Consider the following 18,694-nt stretch of genomic DNA (forward strand, 5'->3'; position numbering starts at 1 on the left):
GCCGCCGTCGCTGCGGTTGGCGGGCCCGAACGTGGGCAGAGGCGAAACGACGAGCGGATGCGGTCGCCCCGGCCCGTTCGTTAGAGGACCCACGCCGAACACGTCCCGGCGGTCCACGCCACCGCCGACGGCGACCCCGCATCGGTCGGCCCGACGACCGCGCGCTCCTCGGCAGCGACGCATCGGCCACGCGCCCGCGCTCCTCCGAGCCCGCGCGCCGCGAGCCCGCCGCTCCGCCCGCCGAGGCCGAGCCGTCCCGGCCCCGACGACGACACGGCCGGGTGCCGGACGAAGAGCGCGAGCGCCGCGGCCGGTCCGGCGCCCGCTGGGAGCGCGTACCGCCCCCGTCCGAGACCAGGGCCGAGGCGCCCGAGGAGGAGGTAGGGCCGATGGATTCACCCGCCGACTCCGGCCCCCCGCAACCGCCGCCCGAAAAGCGTGGCCGGCCCCCGGACGCCGCACGGCGCGCGGGAGACGGGGAACCGCGAGCGGCCGCCGTGATCCGGCACCGCCGGCTGCGGACGTGCGTGGCGGCGGTGCTCCTGACACTGGCCGTCCTCCTGGCCCCGGTCGGCGTGGCGGCCTCCTGGGCGAGTTCTCAGATCAACGACGTCGACCGCTACGCCCAGACCGTCGCGCCCCTGGCCCGTGATCCCGCCGTCCAGGAGGCGATCACCAACCGGGTCACCGATGAGGTCGTCGCGCGCGTCGACGTGCACCGGCTGAGCGCGTACCTCGCCCGGGTCCTCGACGATCGCGACGCACCCCGATTCCTCGTGGACGCGGCCCGGTCCTCGGACGGACAGCTCAGGAGCGCCCTCAGGACGGGCGTGCGGTACGTGGTGGACAAGGCCGTGACCAGCGACGCCTTCGCACAGGCCTGGAACCTGGCCAATCGGGGGGCCCACACCGCCGCGGCGAACCTCCTGACGGGCGACGGCGGCGGTGCGATCGAGATCAAGGGCGACGCGGTGGAACTGGACGTCGGGGTCGTCGTGGAGGAGATGCAGCAACAGGTCATCGGAACGGTGCTCGTGAACGCCGACCAGATCCCCGGAGCGGACACCTCCCTCGTGCTCCTGCGCAACGACCGGGTGAGCGAGGTGCGGGACACGGTCCGGTGGCTCGGCGTCCTCGGACCGTGGCTGCCGGCCACGGTCGTCGTCCTCGCCGGCACCGGCCTCTGGGCCGCGCCGTCGCGGCGGAGGGCGCTGATGGGCGCGGCCGTCGGTACGGGTGTGACGATGTGCGGTCTGCTCGTCGGGCTCTCCGTCCTGCGGCAGCTGTGCCTGGACGCGGTGCCCCCGGCCGTCACCTCGCACGCCGCCGTGGCCGCCGTCTACGACACCCTCGTCAGATTCCTGCGACAAGCCACGGGGACCGCGCTCGTGATCGCCGTGGTCGTGGCGCTCGCCGGCTACCTGTACGGTCCCGGCCGGGGTGCCGTCGCCGTGCGGTCGGCCGCGGGCCGGGGCGTGGGAGCCGTCGGCGCCGCACTCGTCCGCAGGGGAGGGGACACCGGCGGTGCCGGCGCGTGGCTGCGCGCGCACGGCCGCCTCACCACGGTCGTGGTGGCCGCGGCCGGAGTCCTGACCCTTCTGCTCTGGAGCTACCCCACTCCCGCCGTCGTGGTGGTCGTGCTGGTCTGCGTCCTGCTCGTCCGAGCGCTCCTCGGCGTCCTCGCGGCCGCCCACGACGGCGGGGGACGGCGGACGCTTCCCGTGGCGCCTCCCGACGCGGAGCCGTGATCGCTGTGAGCCGTGCCGTGCGCGTGTGCTGCGTGTCCGGGGGCTGGGCGGGGTATGGGGGCAGGTGCCGCTCCGTTCGGTTCCTCCGGTCGTGGACGCGTGCGGCCGGCGCGATGGCGTGCCGCCTGAAGGCCTGGTGGGAGGGGGAGTGGTCCGTACCAGGGGTGCGGCGTGGCGTACGGTTCGTTCCGGGGCTTGTCGGTCGAATGGCCGGTCGAGCGCGCGGGCCGGGCAGCGGTCGAGAGGTGGGGTACATGGATGGATCCGCTGGGCGGGGGGCGACGGACTCCCCCGCGGACGAGGGCTGGGACGGGCGTCTGCACGCCCTGTGGCTCGCCGCGGACCTCATGGACGACGTCACGGGACTGGCGGACAGCGTCTACGCGATGCTGCTGTCACGGCCCGGTGTGGTGTCGGTGGTCGGCACCCGTTGGAACGGGCGCCGGTTGACGTACCTCCGCACGGCGACGGCACGGGCCCCCATGGCAGTGACCCGGCGTCCGCCCTTCACGGACTGGACCGAGCCCGTCGTCCGGCCGGGGACGGGCGCGGCCGAGGCGGGCGGCGGCCCGGTGGTCCTGGAGCACACGGGACCGGCGGTCGCCGAGGCCCTCTGGCCGGGCGGGCTCGTACCGGAGGGAGAGCCCGTCGCCGCGCTGGAGTGCGCCTTCCCCCTGGCGGGGGAGGACTGGGCGACGCTGTGGGTCGGGCTCGACCGGTCGCCGGGCGAGCGGGACCCCCTGCGCGGCCAGCTGGTGCAGGTCGCGCAGGTGCTCGCGACGAGCGACGCGCGGCTCCTCGCGCGCCGCGAGCACGAGCGGCGGCAGGTCGAGGACGCGCTGCTGGCGGAGGCGTCGCTCCAGATGGACACCAGTCTCGACGTGGAGGAGACCCTCCGACGGATCGCCCGGCTCGCCGTGCCCGCCGTGGCGGAGGGGTGCCTCGTGCACCTCTTCGACCGGGCGGGGGTGCTGCGACCGGTCGCGTCGGCGCACGTGGCCGCGTTCGCCCAGGGATGGCTGCGCGACCTGGCCGGTGACGACGACTGGCTGGTCAAGCTGCTCAGAGTCAGCTCGGAGCGGCGTGACACCACTCACGTCGGCGCCGACGACCTGCGGGACAGCCCCTTCAGCGCCGTGCCCGACGTCGGCGCCGTCCACCACCTCAGCGTCACTCCGCTGCGGGCCCGGGGCCGCAGCCTGGGCACGCTCACCTTCCTCCACCACCGGCCGGACGCACCGGTCGCCACACCCCGGCTGCTGGCCGACCTGGCGGGCCGGGCCGCGCTGTCCATCGACACCAGCCTGCTGTACGAGAAGCGGCGCACCGACGTGGAGGTGCTCCAGCGCCACCTCTTGCCCCGCGCGCTGCCGGAGGTCCCCGGGCTGCGGCTGAGCAGCGCCTATGAGGTCGCCGACCCCAGCCTGGACGTGGGCGGCGACTTCTACGACGCCGTGGCCGTCGGTGACGGGGTGGCTCTGCTGATCGGCGACGTGTGCGGGCGCGGCGCGGCGGCGGCCGCCGTCACCGGCCTGGCCCGGCACACCCTGCGCACGCTCCTACAGGAGGGCGCGTCGCCCGGCATCGCCCTGACCCGCCTCAACGAGACGCTCATCGCCGAGGGCACGGCACGCTTCGTGACCGCGCTGATCGCGCTGCTGACGCCCGCCGACGAGGGCGGCTGGGACGTCGAGATCGCGGTGGCCGGGCATCCGCGGCCCCTGGTGCGCCGAGCCGGGGGACGGACGGAGGAGGTGGAGGGCGCGGGAGTGCTGCTGGGCACGTTCCCCGGCACCCACTACCGGTCCGTACGGATGGTCCTGGAGCCGGGGGCGTCCCTCGTGATGTTCACGGACGGGCTGACCGAGGCGAGGGGCGCCGACGGAGCCTTCTTCGAGACGCGCCTCCCCGACGCGGTCGCCCGCTGCGTGGATGGCGGCCCCGACCCGGCGGGGCGCCTGGCGGCCGCGGCATCGGCCTTCCGGCACTCGGGCGACGACGACACCGCCCTTCTCGTAGCGACGGCAGAGGAAAGACGATCGTGACGCAGACGCACGCCCCCGGGTCGGGGACCGGACCCGCAGTCGAGACGGAACCTGCCGACGGGCAGGTGAACAGCCAGGTGATCGACCGTCGTCGCGTCCTGGTCGTCGAGGACTCCCAGGAGGACGCCGAGGCCATAGAGCGGGCCCTCAACCGCACCCACCCGCATCTCGTCCTGGAGTTCACCCACCGCGCGGACGGCCTCGTGGAGCGCCTCACCAGCGGCTCCCTGCTCCCGGGCATGATCCTTCTGGATCTGAACATGCCCGGGGTGAGCGGTCACAGCGCGCTGGCGTCGATCCGCGCCTGCCCGGCGCTGTCCGCGGTGACGGTGGTCGTCTTCACGTCCTCGACGGCACCCGCCGAGGAGGACGCCTGCTATGCGGCGGGAGCGGACAGCTACGTCTACAAGCCGGTGAACTTCGAGCTGTTCCGTACGGTCCTGAAGGGCGCCGTGGACTTCTGGCAGGAGTCCCCGGGCCGCGGCGGGTCCGCGGCGGGCGGAGCCTGACCCTGAGCGACGTCCGGCCCGGGGCGTCAGCTGACGGCCCCCACACCGGGCCGCGCCGAGGGGCGATGGGGGCATGGCTGACCTCTGGTGCATCATCGCCTGTTCCCTCGTAGTCCCGATACGGGCCAGCGCATGCCGTCAGAGCAGCCAGAACCAGCATCAAGCTGTCGACGCACGGCCTCGGCCTAGTCGCCGGGCTCCGCCGGTGCCTCGCCGAGGGTGAAGAAGAAGGCGGTGCCGGAGCCCGGTTCGCTCTCCAGCCACAGGCGTCCGCCGTGGCGTTCGACGATGCGCTTGACGACCGCCAGGCCCACCCCCGTACCGCCGCCGTGCTCGGTCGGTCCGTGGAGGCGGCGGAACAGGTCGAACACGTCGGACTGTAGTTCCGGACGGATGCCGATGCCGTTGTCCCGGACGACGACCGCCCGCTCCGTCTTCCCGGCGTCCGCCTCCGTGCCGCCCTGGGCCGGGACGTCCTCCACGCTGATGCGGACCATGCGGTCGGGGCGGTCGGCGGCGTACTTCGCCGCGTTGACCAGCAGGTTCACCAGGATCTCGTACAGGCGGGTCGGGTCGGCGGTGACGCGGGGGAGCGGAGCGTCCCGCACGACGCGGACGCGTTCCTCGGCGAGCCGGGGTCCCGCGACGTCCAGGGCCGCGTCCACCGACTCGTCGAGGTCGACCTCGACCCGCCGCAGGCCGGCCTGACCGAGACGCGCGTAGTGCAGGAGCGAGTTCAGGAGCTCGTCCATCCGGCCCGCCAGCCGCTGGATGGACTGGAGCCGGCGGACGCTCGTGGGATCCAGGTCCCCGCCGGCGTCCTCCATGGTGAAGGTGGCCGCGTTGGAGATGCCCCGGAGCGGCTCCTTCAGGTCGTGGGCGGCGGCATGGGCGAAGGAGTCGAGGTCCGTGTTGCTCATGCGGAGCTCCTCGTTGAGGACCGCGAGCTCCTCCGCGTGCCGGAGCACCAGCCGGGTCAGCATCCGGCCCAGCTCCACGGCGGCCGCCTGCTCGCGCGGCTTCCAGGGCAGCGAGCGGCCGCGCATGACGGAGCGGAAGACCTCTCCCGAACCGCGCGGGGTCAGGCGCTCGCCACGCGGCCCGACCCGCACCGGTGTCGCGGGGTCGGTGGCCCACTTCCGGGGCATCGGGCGCTCCGCGCGGAACCAGGCGAGGAAGTCGCCCGGCGACGTCAGCCGCACCAGCAGGACACCCGCGGGACCCTCTTCGATCCCCGGTACGCTCACCTGCTCGTCCGCCAGGCACTCACCCAGCCGGTCCGTGGCCCACACGGCCCCGGAGTCCATGCCGGCGGCCCGCTCCCGCAGCTGCGCCACGAGCGCGGCGGGGACGGGGACGCCGGTGGTGACCGACCGGTCACCGCGGACGAGGACGGCCGAGTCCGCGCCGACCAGGGCCCGGACGGCGGGTCCGTGCGCGGGCAGCGACATCTCCACGTCGGCGTCGAGGAGTTCCGCCACCGATGCCGCACTCGCGGCGGCCCCGGCCAGCGCGTCGGCGCGCTCGCGCTCCTCGATGGCGGCGAGCTGGAGCGAGAACGCCGCCGCGAACAGTTCGCAGGCGGACCGCACCTCGGGCGCGGGCCGGACGGGCCCGGAGCCGTGGCAGGCGATGAGGCCCCACAGGCGGCCCTCGCGCATCACGGAGACGGACATCGACGAACGGACGCCGATGTTGCGCAGGTACTCCAGGTGGAACCCGGACACCGTGCGCAGCGCGGCTCCCGAGAGGTCGAGCGGCAGGCCCGTGGCGACCCGTACGGGGGGCACCAGGCCGACGGTGGGGTCGTCGACGTCCCCGATGACCCGGATCCAGTTCTCCTCGTACAGGCGCCTGGCCTGCGGGGGGATGTCGGTCGCCGGGAACCAGAGGCCCAGCCAGGACTCCCAGGTGTCCGTCACGTCCTCGGCGAGGACCTCGCCCGGCCCGTCGGGGCCGTCGAAGCGGTAGGCGACGACCCTGTCGTACCCGGTCAGGGCCCGGATCTCGCGCACGGCGGCCCGGCAGCTGTCCAGGACGTCGACCGTCGACCGCAGGCGGGCCAGGGCGCGCCGGATCCCCTGGTAGAAGCCGCTGAAGCGGAACTCCTGGCCCGCCTCGCGCGGCTCGAACTCCAGGACGACCAGCGCTCCGGACCGGTGCACGGACAGGTCGAAGGCGCGCCGCCCGTCCTCGGGCCCCGCCTCCACCTGTAGGGCGCAGGCCTCGCCGTCCTCCCCGACGCTCTGGCACGCCTCCGCCCAGTCCTCCACGGCCAGCACCCGGGTGACGTGCGCGCCGACCAGCTCCGCCGCCGGGACTCCGAGCACGTCGAGCGTGTTGGCGGCGGCGGTGTCCACCACGCCGCCGTCGGCCGCCACGGCGAGCAGCGTCCCGTGCGACTGGACGCCCCCCAGCAGGTGGATGGGCTCGCGCACGCACTCGGACAGATCGAATCCGCCCGGCATCGCCGACTCGGCGTCCCGCGCCCTCGGCGACAGCCAGTCCTCCGACACCCGTGATCGCCTCCTGAAGTCGAACGTGCCCCGCAACCGCCCCATCCTGTCACCCGACGCGCACGGAGTCGCACCGGCGGTCCGGACCGCCGGTGCGCGAGGCCTCGCGGAACCGCGCACCGACCCTGCCGGCGCCCCGTCCCGCGCACCGCCTCAGGGGGTGCGGGCGCCTCGCCCGGGACGGCGGGCCCTCCCGCGTACGCCTCAGAGGGTGCGGGCCGCCTCGCCCGGGACGGCGGCCCTTCCGGACGGGCGGGCGCCCGGACCCTGGGGCGGGCCGGGCAGACGGGCCGCGCCCAGCACGCCGAGCAGGCAGATCGCGGCCGCCACGGCGCAGGCGATGTGGAAGCCCCACATGAAGCTCTCCTGGACGGCGTCGACCAGCCGCGGCCCGCCCGCGGGCGGGGTGACCGCCAGGGACAGCGCCGAGGCGACGGACTCCTGCCCCGCGTGCAGGGCGGGTGGGGGCAGCGTGCCGAACGCCGTGCCCGGCAGGTGATGGGCGTACAGCGAGGTGAAGACGCTGCCCAGGACGGCGACGCCCAGCGTCCCTCCCGTCTCGCGCGTCGCGTCGTTGACCGCTGAACCGATGCCCGCCTTCGCCGGGGGCAGGACGCTGAGGATCGACTCGGTGGCCGGTGTGGTGGTCAGGCCGAGGCCGAGGCCCATGAGCACCATCTGCCCCACGATCGCGCCGTAGGGCATGGAGGCCGGGGAGAGGGCGATCCAGCCGAAGGCCGAGGCGAGGAGCGTCAGACCGGCCATGACCGTCGACCGGGTCCCCGCTCGCACCGCCAGCGCCGCTCCGCCGACGGAGCCGATGGCGATGGTCAGCGCCACGGGCAGGATCCGCACACCGGTCGACAGGGTTCCGTAGCCGCGGATCAGCTGGAAGTACTGGGTCACCAGGAAGATGAATCCGAACAGCGCGAAGAAGGCGACGGTGACCGATCCGCTGGCGGCCGAGAAGGCCGGAGTCCGGAACAGCGACACGTCGATCATCGGGGTCTCCCGTCGCTTCTCCACGGCGACGAACAGCACGACGAGTGCTCCGGACGCCAGGAATCCGGCGAGGGTGCCGGGAGCGGTCCAGCCTCTCTCGGGTCCTTCGATGATCGTGTACACGAGCAGGCCGATGGCGGCCGTGGACAGCACGAGTCCCGGGACGTCGATGCGCGCCTGGCCGGGGGCGCTGGATTCGGGCACCCGGAGCCATGTCGCGACGAGGGCGAGGACGGCGACCGGTACGAGTGCGAAGAAGACCGACGACCAGCTGAAGTGCGCCAGGAGAACGCCGCCGACCACCGGTCCGAGCGCGACCCCGAGCCCCGTCACGGCTCCCCAGACGCCGATGGCCTTCGCGCGTTCCCGACGGTCGGGGAAGGTGTTGGCGATGATGGACAGCGTGGTCGGGAAGATCACCGCCGCACTCGCTCCCATGAGGAAGCGGATCAGGATCAGCGCGCCCGCGGAGTCCGTCAGACCGCCCAGGAAGCTCGTCAGGGCGAAGCCGGCCAGGCCCGCCAGCAGGGCGGGCCGTCGGCCGAACCGGTCCCCGATCGAGCCGGCCGTGAGCACCAGGGCCGCGAAGGACAGGTTGTAGGCGTCGACGATCCACTGGAGGTCGCGCGTCGAGGCATCCAGCCGGCGGCTGATCTGGGGGAGGGCGACGTTGACGATCGTCGTGTCCAGGGTGATGGCCAGAGCGGCCAGGCAGACCGTGCCGAGAACGATCTTCTGCCGTGAAGCGGGGAGGGAAGACATCGTTACCTCCGGTCCAGCCGTATGTTGACAACGGCTACATGGACATGACGTGATAATTTCACCGAATGGTGACATCGTCAACATGAGGGGAAGGAGACGCGATGGAGAAGCGGGGGTACCACCACGGGAACCTGCGCCACGCCCTGGTCGAAGCCGGCCTGTCCCTCGCCCGCACCGGGGGGCCGGGGTCCGTCGTCCTCAGGGCGGCGAGCCGCGAGGCCGGGGTCTCCCACAACGCCGCCTATCGCCACTTCGAGGACCGCGAGGCGCTGTTGGCGGCGGTGTCCCGGCGCTGCATGGACGAGCTCGGCGGTCTCATGAGCCGGAGGCTGTCCGCCGTGCCGGAGCGCCCCGAAGGGTCCCGGGCATGGGCGTGGGCGCGCCTCGACGCCCTGGGTGCCGCGTACGTGGAGTTCGCCCGCACCGAGCCGGGGTGGTTCCGGACCGCCTTCGCCGCGACCGCCTCGCACGCGCCGGTTCCGCCGCAGGAGTCCGACGCCGCTCCGCACCCGTTCCTCCTTCTCGTACGGTGCCTCGACGACCTCACCGCGACGGGGGCGGTCCCGGCCGAGCGGCGCCACGGATCGGAGTACGCCGCGTGGTCCGCGGTGCACGGTCTGAGCCATCTGCTCATCGACGGGCCGCTTCGCGACCTGCCGGAGGAGGAGGTCCAGCTGGCCCTGAGCACGACGCTCTCGGTCGTCAGCCGGGGGCTGTGACAGGCCTCGAAGAGCACCACCTGGGGCGCACTCGGCTCCCGGGCGGCCCGCCGCCGGTCAGTGCGCGGCCCGTCGCGGCCGACGGGGGCTGGGCTCGGCGCACGACACGCACGTCGTCGCCGCCGGTCGGATCTCCAGCCGCTCGGGCGGGATCGTCCCGCCACAGGCCTCGCACCGCCCGTAGGTCCCGAGCTCGACCCGCTGGAGGGCCAGGTCCAGGTCGCCGAGGTGTTCGCGTGCCTGCTGCATCAGGGAGGCCACATGGGCGCGCTCGAAGGCGGTGGTGCCTCCCTCGGGGTCGTGCTCGTCGTCCACCGCCACCAGGGCGTTCGCCGCGACGATCCCGTCGAAGTCCCGGCCGAGCGCTGTCATCCGCGCCAGCGTGTCGGCGCGGTCGGCCGCCAGCCGCTCACGGGCGGCGACCGGTCCGGACGGGCCGCGCTCGGCAGGGTTCTCGGCAGGGCCGGGCGCGCGCCGACCGGTGCTGCTCATGCGTACGACAACCGCATCGCGTGGCCCGGCCATTCCCGCCGCACTCCGGCCGCTCCGGCCTCCGGACCTGCACGCCGCCCGAGGATCCCGCGCCACCCCCGCTTCCCGTCGTGAGCGATCCGTTAGTGGGACGCAAGCGGCGCCGGACACGATGAGGGCTGCCTCAGGGCGAGGACGGCGTCGCCGGGCCGGACCCTTCTGATCATGGGAGAACGTGGTGAAGTTCCAGAAGTACCGGAAGCTCAAGGCCGGCGTCATGGCGGTGGTCGCCGCCGCGACCCTGGCGGTGGCGACGGCCCCGGCGGAGGCCTCGAACTGCAAGTTCGGCGGCGTCACCATCAACTGCGACTACCCGGTCACCGAGTACGGCTTCAGCAACGGCGCACTCCAGCAGTTCGTCATCGGCACGGACTCCGCGGTGTGGACCCGCTGGACCAACCCGCAGCGGACCAACTGGTCCAGCTGGGAGTCGATGGGCGGAGAGGCCCGGTCCGGCGTGAAGGTCAAGCAGCACTTCACGCAGGACTCCATCCTCATCGGAATCGTCGGCACCGACGGCAACTGGTGGTCGAAGTACCGCCAGCCCAGCGGGACGTGGAACGCCTGGCAGCGGTACGGGGTGAGCTTCCCGTAACACCGCCGGGGTCGTCCGAGGGGCCGGGGGTCCCTCACCCCGCCGACCGGGACGGAAGCGGAGGTCCGGCGGGAGGGAACGGCGCCGGTGCGGCCACCGGCGCCTTTCGGCCCCCGGGCGCAGACGTGCCTGTCCCCGCCCCGGGCGCCGTCGGATATGGTCCTGGTCGCCGATGGCCCGACCGAGGGGACTGGGATGTCCGACAGAGAGTACACGCACGGCGGCACGACGACCGTGCCCGCCGACAGAGGCACCGCGGAGGAGCGGATCCACCGCATACGCCGGCGCCTGGAGCGCCTCATCGGCGTCGCGGCGACCGAGGGCAACACCCTGCGCCCCCTGCGCAACGGGGACCAGATCTTCACCGCGATGCTGGACGCGATCGCCGGCGCGCGGCACACCGTCGACATGATGACCTTCGTCTACTGGCGGGGCGACATCGCGCGGCGGTTCGCCGACGCGCTCACCGACCGGGCCCGCGCGGGAGTGAGGGTGCGGCTGCTCCTCGACGGGTTCGGCAGCCGCCTGATCGAGAGGGACCTGCTGGACCGGATGAGCGCCGCCGGAGTCGAGGTCGCCTGGTTCCGCAAGCCTCTCTACCTCTCGCCGCTCAAGCAGAACCACCGCTGCCACCGCAAGGTCCTCGTCGTCGACGAGCTGACCGCGTTCACCGGAGGCGTCGGCATCGCCGAGGAATGGTGCGGCGACGCGCGCAACCCCGCCGAGTGGCGGGACACCCACGTCGAGGTCCAGGGCCCCGCCGTGGACGGCATCGCCGCCGCCTTCGCCCAGAACTGGGCCGAATGCCACGCGGACCTCTTCGACGAGCGCGACCGGTTCGTGAGCCACCCCCCGACGGGCAGCGCCATCGTCCAGGTCGTCCGCGGCTCGGCCAGCGTCGGCTGGCAGGACATGCAGACCCTGATCCGCGTGATCCTCGAATCGGCGGAGGAGCGGATCCGTCTGGCGACCGCCTACTTCGCCCCGGACGACTACTTCATCGACCTGCTCTGCGCCACGGCCCGCCGAGGCGTGGAGGTCGAGATCCTGCTGCCCGGCCCCCACACCGACAAGCGGGTGTGCCAGCTGGCCGGGCAGCACCACTACGAGGCGCTGACCACCGCCGGGGTGCGCATCCACCACTACCAGCCGACCATGATGCACGCGAAGGTCATCACCATGGACGGCGTCGTGTCGCTGATCGGCTCCACGAACTTCAACCGCCGCTCCCTCGACCACGACGAAGAGGTCATGCTCGCCGTCATGGACGGGGAGTTCACCGCCACCCTCGACGGTCACTACGACGAGGACCTCAAGGTCAGCGAACAGATCCGACCCGGCCGGTGGAAGCGGCGGTCGCTCCTCCAGCGCGCCCGCGAGACCGCGGTACTGCCCATCCGCCGCTACCTGTAGGCGGCGGCCTCGGCGTCCCGCGGCGCGTCGTCGCCCTGTTCCGCCGGCCGTGCGCGCACCGCGTTGAACTGCGCGCCGGCGAGCAGGGCCAGATTGCCGAACCACAGCCACACGAGGAAGACGACGATGCCCGCCAGGGAACCGTAGAGGCGGCTGTACGTCCCGAACTGCGTGTAGAGCGTGAACAGCGCCGACGCCCCGAGCCACAGGCAGGCCGCGAGGGCCCCACCGGCGAACCCCCGGCGCAGGCCACGGCCCTGGACGGGGCCCGTCCGGTAGAGGATCAGGATCAGCGCCGTGACGATGACCAGCAGCACCGGCCACCGGAGCATGGCCATGGCGTCCATGCCCGGCCGGCCGGCCGCCGCCGCGAGCCGCCGGGCCACGGGGCCGGTGGCGACCAGGCTCGCGGCGCCCGTGACGAGCAGGGCGAGCAGCGCGCCCGAGGTGACGACGAGGACGTGGGCGGCGCGCAGCGGCCGTCGCGTGTCGGGCAGACGGTGCATCGCGTGGAGCGCGCGCCGGAACACCGACAGGTAGCTGGAGGCCGACCACAGGGCGCTCAGGACGCCGCTGACGAGCAGCGGCCACAGGGAGGTGGGCGAGGAGGTGATGCCCTCCAGGGCCTCCCGGAGCACCTGGGCCGACTGGGGCGGAGCGTACGAGGTGAGGTCGCGGATCAGGCGTTCGCGCGTATCGCTCCCCGCCAGTCCCACCAGGGAGACCGAGACGAGCAGGGCCGGCATCAGCGCCAGCACCGCGTAATAGGTCAGGGCCGCGGCGGAGTCCGCGACGTTGTCGTCCCAGAGACGCACGGCGGTCTTCCACAGCTGGGTGCGCGTGCGTCTGAGCAGCTCGGCGGACCGGTTTCCGGGAGTGCTCCGACGGGCGCGGAGAATGTTCGATGTCACGGGAGTCTCCTGCCCTGCGCGACCGCTCCCACCCCTTCCGGCCTCGGGCTACGGTTCACCCCTCCCGCGCTCGTCCACGACTCCGCCCGCCGCCTGTGTGACGGTCGCGACGCCCCCGGCGCGTTTGACCGGCTCTCGTCAGGTAACACGGCGCGAATGACGATCCCGCACGAGGCGGTCAGACCCGGCCGCCCGCTCCTGCTGCTGCCCGTCCAGGCAGCCGCCGTCGCCGCGCTCGGGCTGCTGGTGACGGGCCCCCTGGCACACATCTGGCCGCTGTCCGCCGAGGACGGCGTCAACCGCGCCCTCGCCGCCCGTCGCACGCCCCTCGTCACCGCGCTCACCGACGGGGCGTCACTGCTGGCCAGCACGGGCAGTGTGATCACGATCACCGCCCTGTGCGTGGCCGCGCTGCTCCTCCTGCCCCACGCGCCCCGATGGCGGGACGCGGGGTTCCTCGCGCTCGGGGTCGCAGGGCAGTCCGCCGTCTTCCTGCTCGTCACCCTCGTCGTGGAACGCGAGCGTCCGGACGTACGCCACCTGGATCCCGCGCCGCCCACGTCCAGTTTTCCCTCCGGTCACGTCGGGGCCTCCGTCGCCCTCTTCGGAGGGCTCGCCGTCCTCGCCTCCCGGCGGCTGCACGGCGGGTGGCGCCGCGTCGTGGTGACGCTGCTCCTCGCGATCCCGCTGCTCGTGGCGTTCGCCCGGGTCTACCGAGGCATGCACCATCCCTCCGACGTGGTCGGGGGGATGCTCAACGGCGCGTGCACGCTGGCCCTCGTCAAGGCCGCCCTGCTGCCACAGCCCCGTACGGAGTCGGCGAAGCCCGCCCCCTCCCCGTCCTCCCACCGCGCCCGGCGGGCCGTCGTCGTGCGCCATCCGCACGGCTGCGACGACACGACGGCCGCACAGGTGCGGCACCTCCTGCGCGACCACGGGTACACGGAGCAGCGGTGGGCGGAGACGACCGCCGACGACGCCTCCGGCGGCCTCGCCTCGTGCCTCGCCGAGTCCGACCCGGATGCGGTCGTGGTCTGCGGCGGGGACGGCACCGTACGCGCCTGCGCGGACGTCCTGGCCGGAACCGGGGTCCCCCTGGCGATCGTTCCCTGCGGCACCGGCAACCTCTTCGCCCGCAACCTGCGCATGCCCACCGACCCCGCGGCCGCCCTCAGGGAGGCCCTGAACGGACAGGTCGCCGCGCTCGACGTCGCGCGGATCCAGGGCGACGGCATCGCTCCGACCCGGTTCGCGGTCATGGCGGGGGCGGGCTTCGACGCCGCCATGGTCCAGGACGCCTCGCCGCGGCTCAAGGAGCGCCTGGGCTGGGCCGCGTACGCGGTCTCGGCCCTGAAGCACCTGGGGGACACCCGCATGCGGCTGTCGATCCGGCTCGACGAGGGCCCGCCGCTGGAGCGGTGGGCCCGCATGGTCGTCATCGGCAACGTCGGAACGCTCCAGGGCGGCCTGCCGCTGCTTCCGGAGGCGCGGCCCGACAGCGGCAGGCTGGAGGTCGTGCTGCTCGACCCCCGAGGGGTCACCGGCTGGCTCGCCGCCGCCGGATTCATCGCCTCGCGCATCCCGAGCGCGCGCCGGCACGCCGACGGGGCGGGGGAGCGGCGCCCGGCGCGCGGGGCGCTCGAGTACTTCGGCGCCGCCCGGATCGACGTCGAGTTCACCCGGCCCCAGCCGCGCGAAGTCGACGGTGATGTCCTCGCGCCGGGCCTCCGGATGACCGCCGAGGTCGAGCCGGGAGCGCTCCGCGTGTACCTGCCCGCCCGGCCGTCGGAGCCGGCCCTGCCGAACCCGCCGGAAACGGCCACCCCGACCGGCACCCTGACGGAAGCCGCGCTCCCGGTCCGGGAAGACGAACCGGCGATGGACGAGGACCCCGCCCGCGAAGAGGCCTTGGCCCGAACGGATGCAAGGAGCCGCGCCGTGACACCGCCGCGGAACTCCGTCCCGGCCCGCACCGGAGCGGAAGGAGGGACCCGTGGGAACCGCGACGCGCGTACCGCAGCGCAGTGAGGTCGACGCCGTCGAGGCCGAACTGCGCCTGCGCGGGGACACCCTGTCGGGCGAGGAGGCGTGGGCGGCGCTCCGCCACTACGGAGGCTGGGCCCTCGTACGGGACTCGTTCGTACGCTTCCGCTACGCCGACGGCTTCAGCCACTCGCGCGCCCTCGCCCTACAGACCGTCCTGGCGATCGTCCCGCTGGCCATCGCCGTCATCGGACTGTCCGGGGTGCTGCACACCGAGGACCTGGCGCGGATAGCCGAGCTGACGATCCGCCGGATCAGCGGCCCGAGCGAGGGCGTCGTGGACGACGCCCTGCGGGAGAGCCGACGGCACGCCGGCGAGGGCGGTGCGACGGCCTTCTGGCTCGTTCTGGTCTTCTCCGTCGGGAACGTCACCACGGGCATGTGCCAGGTCGAGCGCGGCGCGAACCGCATCTACGGTGTGGAGCGCGACCGGCCGTTCCTCCGCAAGTACGGCCGGGGGCTGGCGATGGCGGTGCTGGCCGGCATCCCGCTGGGAGTGACCTTCTGCGTGACCGTCCTCGGATCCGACCTCAACCTGGCACTGATCGAGGTCTATCACCTGGAGCCGGCGACGTCCCGCGCCTGGAACGTGCTGCGCTGGCCCGTCGGGATCCTGCTGGCGGTGATCGCCACCAGCGTCATCTTCCGGCGCTCGCCCCGGCGGGCCCAACCGGGCTACACCTGGCTGGCCTTCGGCGCCACCGTCCACCTCGTGCTCTGGCTGGGCGCCACCTGGGCCCTGAGCCTGTACGTCGGCTCCGTCGGCTCGTTCGCCACGGTGTACGGGCCCCTGAGCGCGTTCGTGGCCCTGCTGATGTGGTCGTACCTCACCTCGCTCGCGCTCTTCCTGGGCCTCTCGTTCGCCGCCCAGCTGGAGGCCGTGCGCGCGGGGGTGGCGGCCCCGATCACCGAGGACCCCGGGGTCTGAGGCGACCGGCCCACCGATGTCCCCCCGACGGAAAGGAACCGTACCGACCATGACCGAGCGTTCCCCCCGGACCTGGCGGCACCGTCTCGGACGGCTCGTCACCGGCCACGGCGGACCCGACACGAGGTTCGGCGCGCGGCTGGCCGTGGGCACGGCCCTCACCGCCCTGGCGGCCGTGCCGTTCTCCCTCGCCCTGGTGCTGGTGGAGTCGCACTGGGCCCCGCTGTACCGCTTCGACCAGGACGTGGCCGAGCGGCTGCACCGCTCCGCACTCGCCAGCCCGAACGTGGTGCGGCTGCTGGAGTTCCTCACGCACGTGGCGTGGGGGCCGCTGACGATGCGGCTCCTGGTGGCGGGCGTGGTGGTGTGGCTCCTGCGGCGCCGGGCGTACCGTCTCGCCGCCTGGGCGGCCTTCACCGCGACGGCCGGGGGGCTGGTGGGGCTGCTGGTCAAGAACGTGGTCGAGCGGGCCCGCCCCCACCTGCCGGACGCCGTCTCCGCCGCGCCCGGCTACTCCTTCCCCTCGGGGCACGCCATGACGGCCACCACCTCCTGCGCCGTCCTGCTGCTGGTCCTGCTTCCCCTCGTCCCCCGTCGGTGGCGGCCGCTGCCGTGGATCGTGGCGGCGGTTTCGGTGATCGGCGTCGGCTACACGCGCGTCGCGCTCGGGGTGCACTGGGTGAGCGACGTGGTCGGGGGCTGGCTGCTGGGACTGGCGGTGGTGGCGGCGACGACGCTGGCCTTCGAGGCCTGGCGCGGCGACACCGGCCGCCGCCTCACCACCCCGGCCGAGGGCCTGGAGCCCGAGATCACGACGGAGACCCCGGAGCCGGCGAGCCGGCCCGGCGGCCGATGACGCGGTGTCGCACGCCTCGGCCGGACGTCAGTCCAGGATCGTGGCGGCGCCTCGGCGCCGAAGATCGTCCAGCCCGTCGCGCATGGCCTGGATCTGTTCGGGGGAGTGCCCGGTCCAGTCCTGGAGCTCCGCCACGATCCGTACGGGATCGCTCGTGCGGTAGGAGCGGGTCGGGTTGCCGGGGAGCTTCTTGTCGGTGACGTTGGGGTCGTCCTCGACGTGACCGGTCGGTTCCACGACGTAGATCCGCCCCTCGCCGTCACCGGCGGCGAGCTCGGCTCCCCAGGCGGCGGCGTCCAGGGTCTCGGAGAAGTACACGTTCCGGGAGACGCGCCCCTCCTCGTAGTTGGACGCGTGGCCGGGAACCAGCAGATCCCCGGCGGCGAGGTCCGCCTTCGTGCCGTGCAGGTACGTGCCCGCCTCGTACACCTCAAAGGGAACGGGGGTACTGCTCATCGGCTTCTCCTTCGACCGGGCGCTGGCCCCACAGACAATCACAACGGTGGCGGCCGCGTGACAGAGTCGCGGCCTGGGGCCGGTCGAGGCACCCCAGCCGGTCTCGGCCCCCGGCCTGTCGCCGCAGCGATGGGGGCCCCGATCAGGCGGCCTCCTCCATCGCGTGCTCCTCCACGGAGCGGGAGTCGGTGAGGCTCAGGGCCCCGCCGACGGCGAGCAGGCCGACGACGGCCGCGAGAACGGCGTAGGTGATGCGCTCGCCGTGGAAGAAGGACGCGATCAGGTCGCCGCCCCAGGCGCCGGCCGGGAGCTGCGCGGTGACCAGGACGGCGATCAGGGTGCCGACGACGGCCGTGCCGACGCTGGAGCCGACCTCCTGGGCGGTGTCGTTGAGCGCGGTGCCGAGAGAGGTGCGGTTGCTCGGCATGGCGTCGACGAGGGCGACCGCGCAGATCGTCATGACGGTACGCAGGCCGATGGTCATCAGCACCATGCACACCGCGATGGCGGCGTAGCCGTGCTCGACGCCCCAGGCGAGCCCGGCCAGCGAGCCCGCGAGGAATCCGGCGCCGACCAGGCAGGCCACGCGGTGCCCGAAGCGCTGCGCGAGCCCCTCCGACAGCGGGGTCGCGAGGAGCATCGTCAGGATGATCGGCAGGTTGGCCAGGCCGGCCCGGACGGGGCTCCAGCCGTAGGCGTACTGGAAGTGCAGGATCAGGCCGAACATCACGCTGGCCATGGCGATGGACGTGCCGACCTGAGCGATCGCGGCGCCCCGGACCGTACCGCGCGAGAAGAGGCGCAGGTCGAGCATGGGCGCGGCGGTGCGGCGCTCGTGCCGGACGAACCAGACGGCGGCCGCGAGGGCGCCGAGGACCGACGCGAGCGTGGGCGCGGAGAGCCAGCCGTGCTCGACGCCGCTGGTCAGGGAGTAGCAGGCGAGGCCGATGGCGGCGACGCTCAGGACGGCGCCGGGCACGTCGAGGGTGTCCTTGGTCAGGTCCTCCGGACGGTCGGCCGGGACCCCGAGGCGGACGCCGAGGCAGGCGATCACCGCGATGGGGGCGTTCACGAGGAGCAGCCATTCCCAGGACACGTGCGCCAGGGCCGTGCCGCCGAGCAACGGGCCGAGGACGAATCCGGACATGCCCACGATGATCATCACGGTCATGGCGCGCATGCGGAGCGCCTTGTCGTCGAAGAGCCGGAAGACCAGGGAGTTGGTGATCGGCGCCATGGCGGCCGCCGCGATGCCGAGGCCCGCGCGCAAGGCGATGAGCCCGCCGGCGGAGTGGACGAGGAGCACGCCGAGGCTGAGCGTGCCGAAGACCGCGAGCCCGATCAGGAGGACGCGGCGGCGCCCGAACCGGTCCGCGATGGACCCGGCGGTGAGCAGCAGCCCGCCGAAGGTGAGCGAGTAGGCGCCCGTCACCCACTGGAGCGCGGTCGTGCCCGCGCCCAGGTCGCGGCCGATGGTGGGCAGGGCGATGGACAGCAGGGTGTTGTCGACCATCTCGACGAAGAAGGCCAGGCAGAGCGCGGCCAGGGGAATCCACGCCGCGCGCAGCGACGGGTAGGCGCGGGACGGGTGGGTGAGCGTGGCGGTGGTCATGGCGCACTCCTCTCGATCGAACGAGATTCGGTTATCGAACGGTGTTCC

At 73.6% G+C, this 18,694-nt stretch carries 15 protein-coding genes; 9 read left to right on the plus strand and 6 right to left on the minus strand.

What is annotated here, in order from left to right:
- Positions 1–497 precede the first annotated feature (497 nt).
- The 3 genes from ACFYXU_RS22500 (at position 498) to ACFYXU_RS22510 (ending at position 4,302) form a co-directional block, all read left to right on the plus strand.
- Positions 498–1,748 (plus strand): hypothetical protein, encoded by a 1,251-nt coding sequence (locus tag ACFYXU_RS22500; protein WP_389459494.1) that lies wholly within the window; start codon positions 498–500, stop codon positions 1,746–1,748.
- A 254-nt stretch (positions 1,749–2,002) separates the two neighbouring features.
- Positions 2,003–3,793, plus strand: coding sequence for a PP2C family protein-serine/threonine phosphatase (locus ACFYXU_RS22505; RefSeq protein WP_376511872.1), 1,791 nt, complete (start codon positions 2,003–2,005; stop codon positions 3,791–3,793).
- Positions 3,794–3,858: 65 nt separating this feature from the next.
- Positions 3,859–4,302 (plus strand): response regulator, encoded by a 444-nt coding sequence (locus tag ACFYXU_RS22510; protein ID WP_389407046.1) that lies wholly within the window; start codon positions 3,859–3,861, stop codon positions 4,300–4,302.
- 185 nt (positions 4,303–4,487) lie between these two features.
- On the opposite strand, the gene ACFYXU_RS22515 is transcribed toward ACFYXU_RS22510, so the two are convergent.
- Together ACFYXU_RS22515 and ACFYXU_RS22520 are read right to left on the minus strand one after the other, a co-directional pair.
- On the minus strand, positions 4,488–6,770 hold the full coding sequence (locus ACFYXU_RS22515; RefSeq protein ID WP_389459678.1) for an ATP-binding protein: 2,283 nt from the start codon (positions 6,768–6,770) through the stop codon (positions 4,488–4,490).
- A 252-nt stretch (positions 6,771–7,022) separates the two neighbouring features.
- Positions 7,023–8,582 (minus strand): MFS transporter, encoded by a 1,560-nt coding sequence (locus tag ACFYXU_RS22520; RefSeq protein ID WP_376511870.1) that lies wholly within the window; start codon positions 8,580–8,582, stop codon positions 7,023–7,025.
- A gap of 101 nt (positions 8,583–8,683) precedes the next feature.
- On the opposite strand from ACFYXU_RS22520, the gene ACFYXU_RS22525 reads away from it, so the two are divergent.
- On the plus strand, positions 8,684–9,301 hold the full coding sequence (locus ACFYXU_RS22525) for a TetR/AcrR family transcriptional regulator (RefSeq protein ID WP_376511868.1): 618 nt from the start codon (positions 8,684–8,686) through the stop codon (positions 9,299–9,301).
- 57 nt (positions 9,302–9,358) lie between these two features.
- Here ACFYXU_RS22525 and ACFYXU_RS22530 read toward each other — a convergent pair whose 3' ends face one another.
- Positions 9,359–9,673, minus strand: a complete 315-nt coding sequence (locus ACFYXU_RS22530) for a TraR/DksA family transcriptional regulator (protein WP_389459680.1) — start codon at positions 9,671–9,673, stop codon at positions 9,359–9,361.
- A gap of 337 nt (positions 9,674–10,010) precedes the next feature.
- On the opposite strand from ACFYXU_RS22530, the gene ACFYXU_RS22535 reads away from it, so the two are divergent.
- Positions 10,011–10,427: a hypothetical protein gene (locus ACFYXU_RS22535; RefSeq protein ID WP_389406947.1), complete on the plus strand. Its 417-nt coding sequence runs from the start codon at positions 10,011–10,013 to the stop codon at positions 10,425–10,427.
- A gap of 195 nt (positions 10,428–10,622) precedes the next feature.
- Positions 10,623–11,840 (plus strand): phosphatidylserine/phosphatidylglycerophosphate/cardiolipin synthase family protein, encoded by a 1,218-nt coding sequence (locus ACFYXU_RS22540; protein WP_389459497.1) that lies wholly within the window; start codon positions 10,623–10,625, stop codon positions 11,838–11,840.
- Here the strand turns inward: ACFYXU_RS22540 and ACFYXU_RS22545 are convergent.
- The gene (locus ACFYXU_RS22545) at positions 11,831–12,751 is read right to left on the minus strand and encodes a YihY/virulence factor BrkB family protein (protein ID WP_389406948.1); all 921 of its coding nucleotides are present in this window, start codon (positions 12,749–12,751) and stop codon (positions 11,831–11,833) included. The two genes, ACFYXU_RS22540 and ACFYXU_RS22545, sit on opposite strands and share 10 nt — an antisense overlap.
- A gap of 156 nt (positions 12,752–12,907) precedes the next feature.
- Between ACFYXU_RS22545 and ACFYXU_RS22550 the strand changes: the two genes are divergently transcribed.
- Genes ACFYXU_RS22550 through ACFYXU_RS22560 form a run of 3 tightly spaced genes read left to right on the plus strand, consistent with a single transcriptional unit; the run spans position 12,908 to position 16,578 of the window.
- A complete protein-coding gene (locus tag ACFYXU_RS22550; RefSeq protein ID WP_389459499.1) occupies positions 12,908–14,779 on the plus strand; it encodes a diacylglycerol kinase family protein in 1,872 nt (623 codons plus the stop codon).
- Positions 14,745–15,722, plus strand: a complete 978-nt coding sequence (locus tag ACFYXU_RS22555) for a YihY/virulence factor BrkB family protein (protein WP_384567851.1) — start codon at positions 14,745–14,747, stop codon at positions 15,720–15,722. The genes ACFYXU_RS22550 and ACFYXU_RS22555 overlap by 35 nt, the downstream gene beginning before the upstream one ends.
- A gap of 49 nt (positions 15,723–15,771) precedes the next feature.
- Positions 15,772–16,578 (plus strand): phosphatase PAP2 family protein, encoded by an 807-nt coding sequence (locus ACFYXU_RS22560; protein WP_389406950.1) that lies wholly within the window; start codon positions 15,772–15,774, stop codon positions 16,576–16,578.
- A gap of 27 nt (positions 16,579–16,605) precedes the next feature.
- Here ACFYXU_RS22560 and arr read toward each other — a convergent pair whose 3' ends face one another.
- Positions 16,606–17,034, minus strand: coding sequence for an NAD(+)--rifampin ADP-ribosyltransferase (gene arr, locus ACFYXU_RS22565; RefSeq protein ID WP_361399379.1), 429 nt, complete (start codon positions 17,032–17,034; stop codon positions 16,606–16,608).
- 142 nt (positions 17,035–17,176) lie between these two features.
- Positions 17,177–18,646: an MFS transporter gene (locus tag ACFYXU_RS22570; protein WP_389459501.1), complete on the minus strand. Its 1,470-nt coding sequence runs from the start codon at positions 18,644–18,646 to the stop codon at positions 17,177–17,179.
- Between the last annotated feature and the right edge of the window lie 48 nt (positions 18,647–18,694).

The organism is Streptomyces sp. NPDC002232 (assembly GCF_042890295.1).
Classification (GTDB): domain Bacteria; phylum Actinomycetota; class Actinomycetes; order Streptomycetales; family Streptomycetaceae; genus Streptomyces.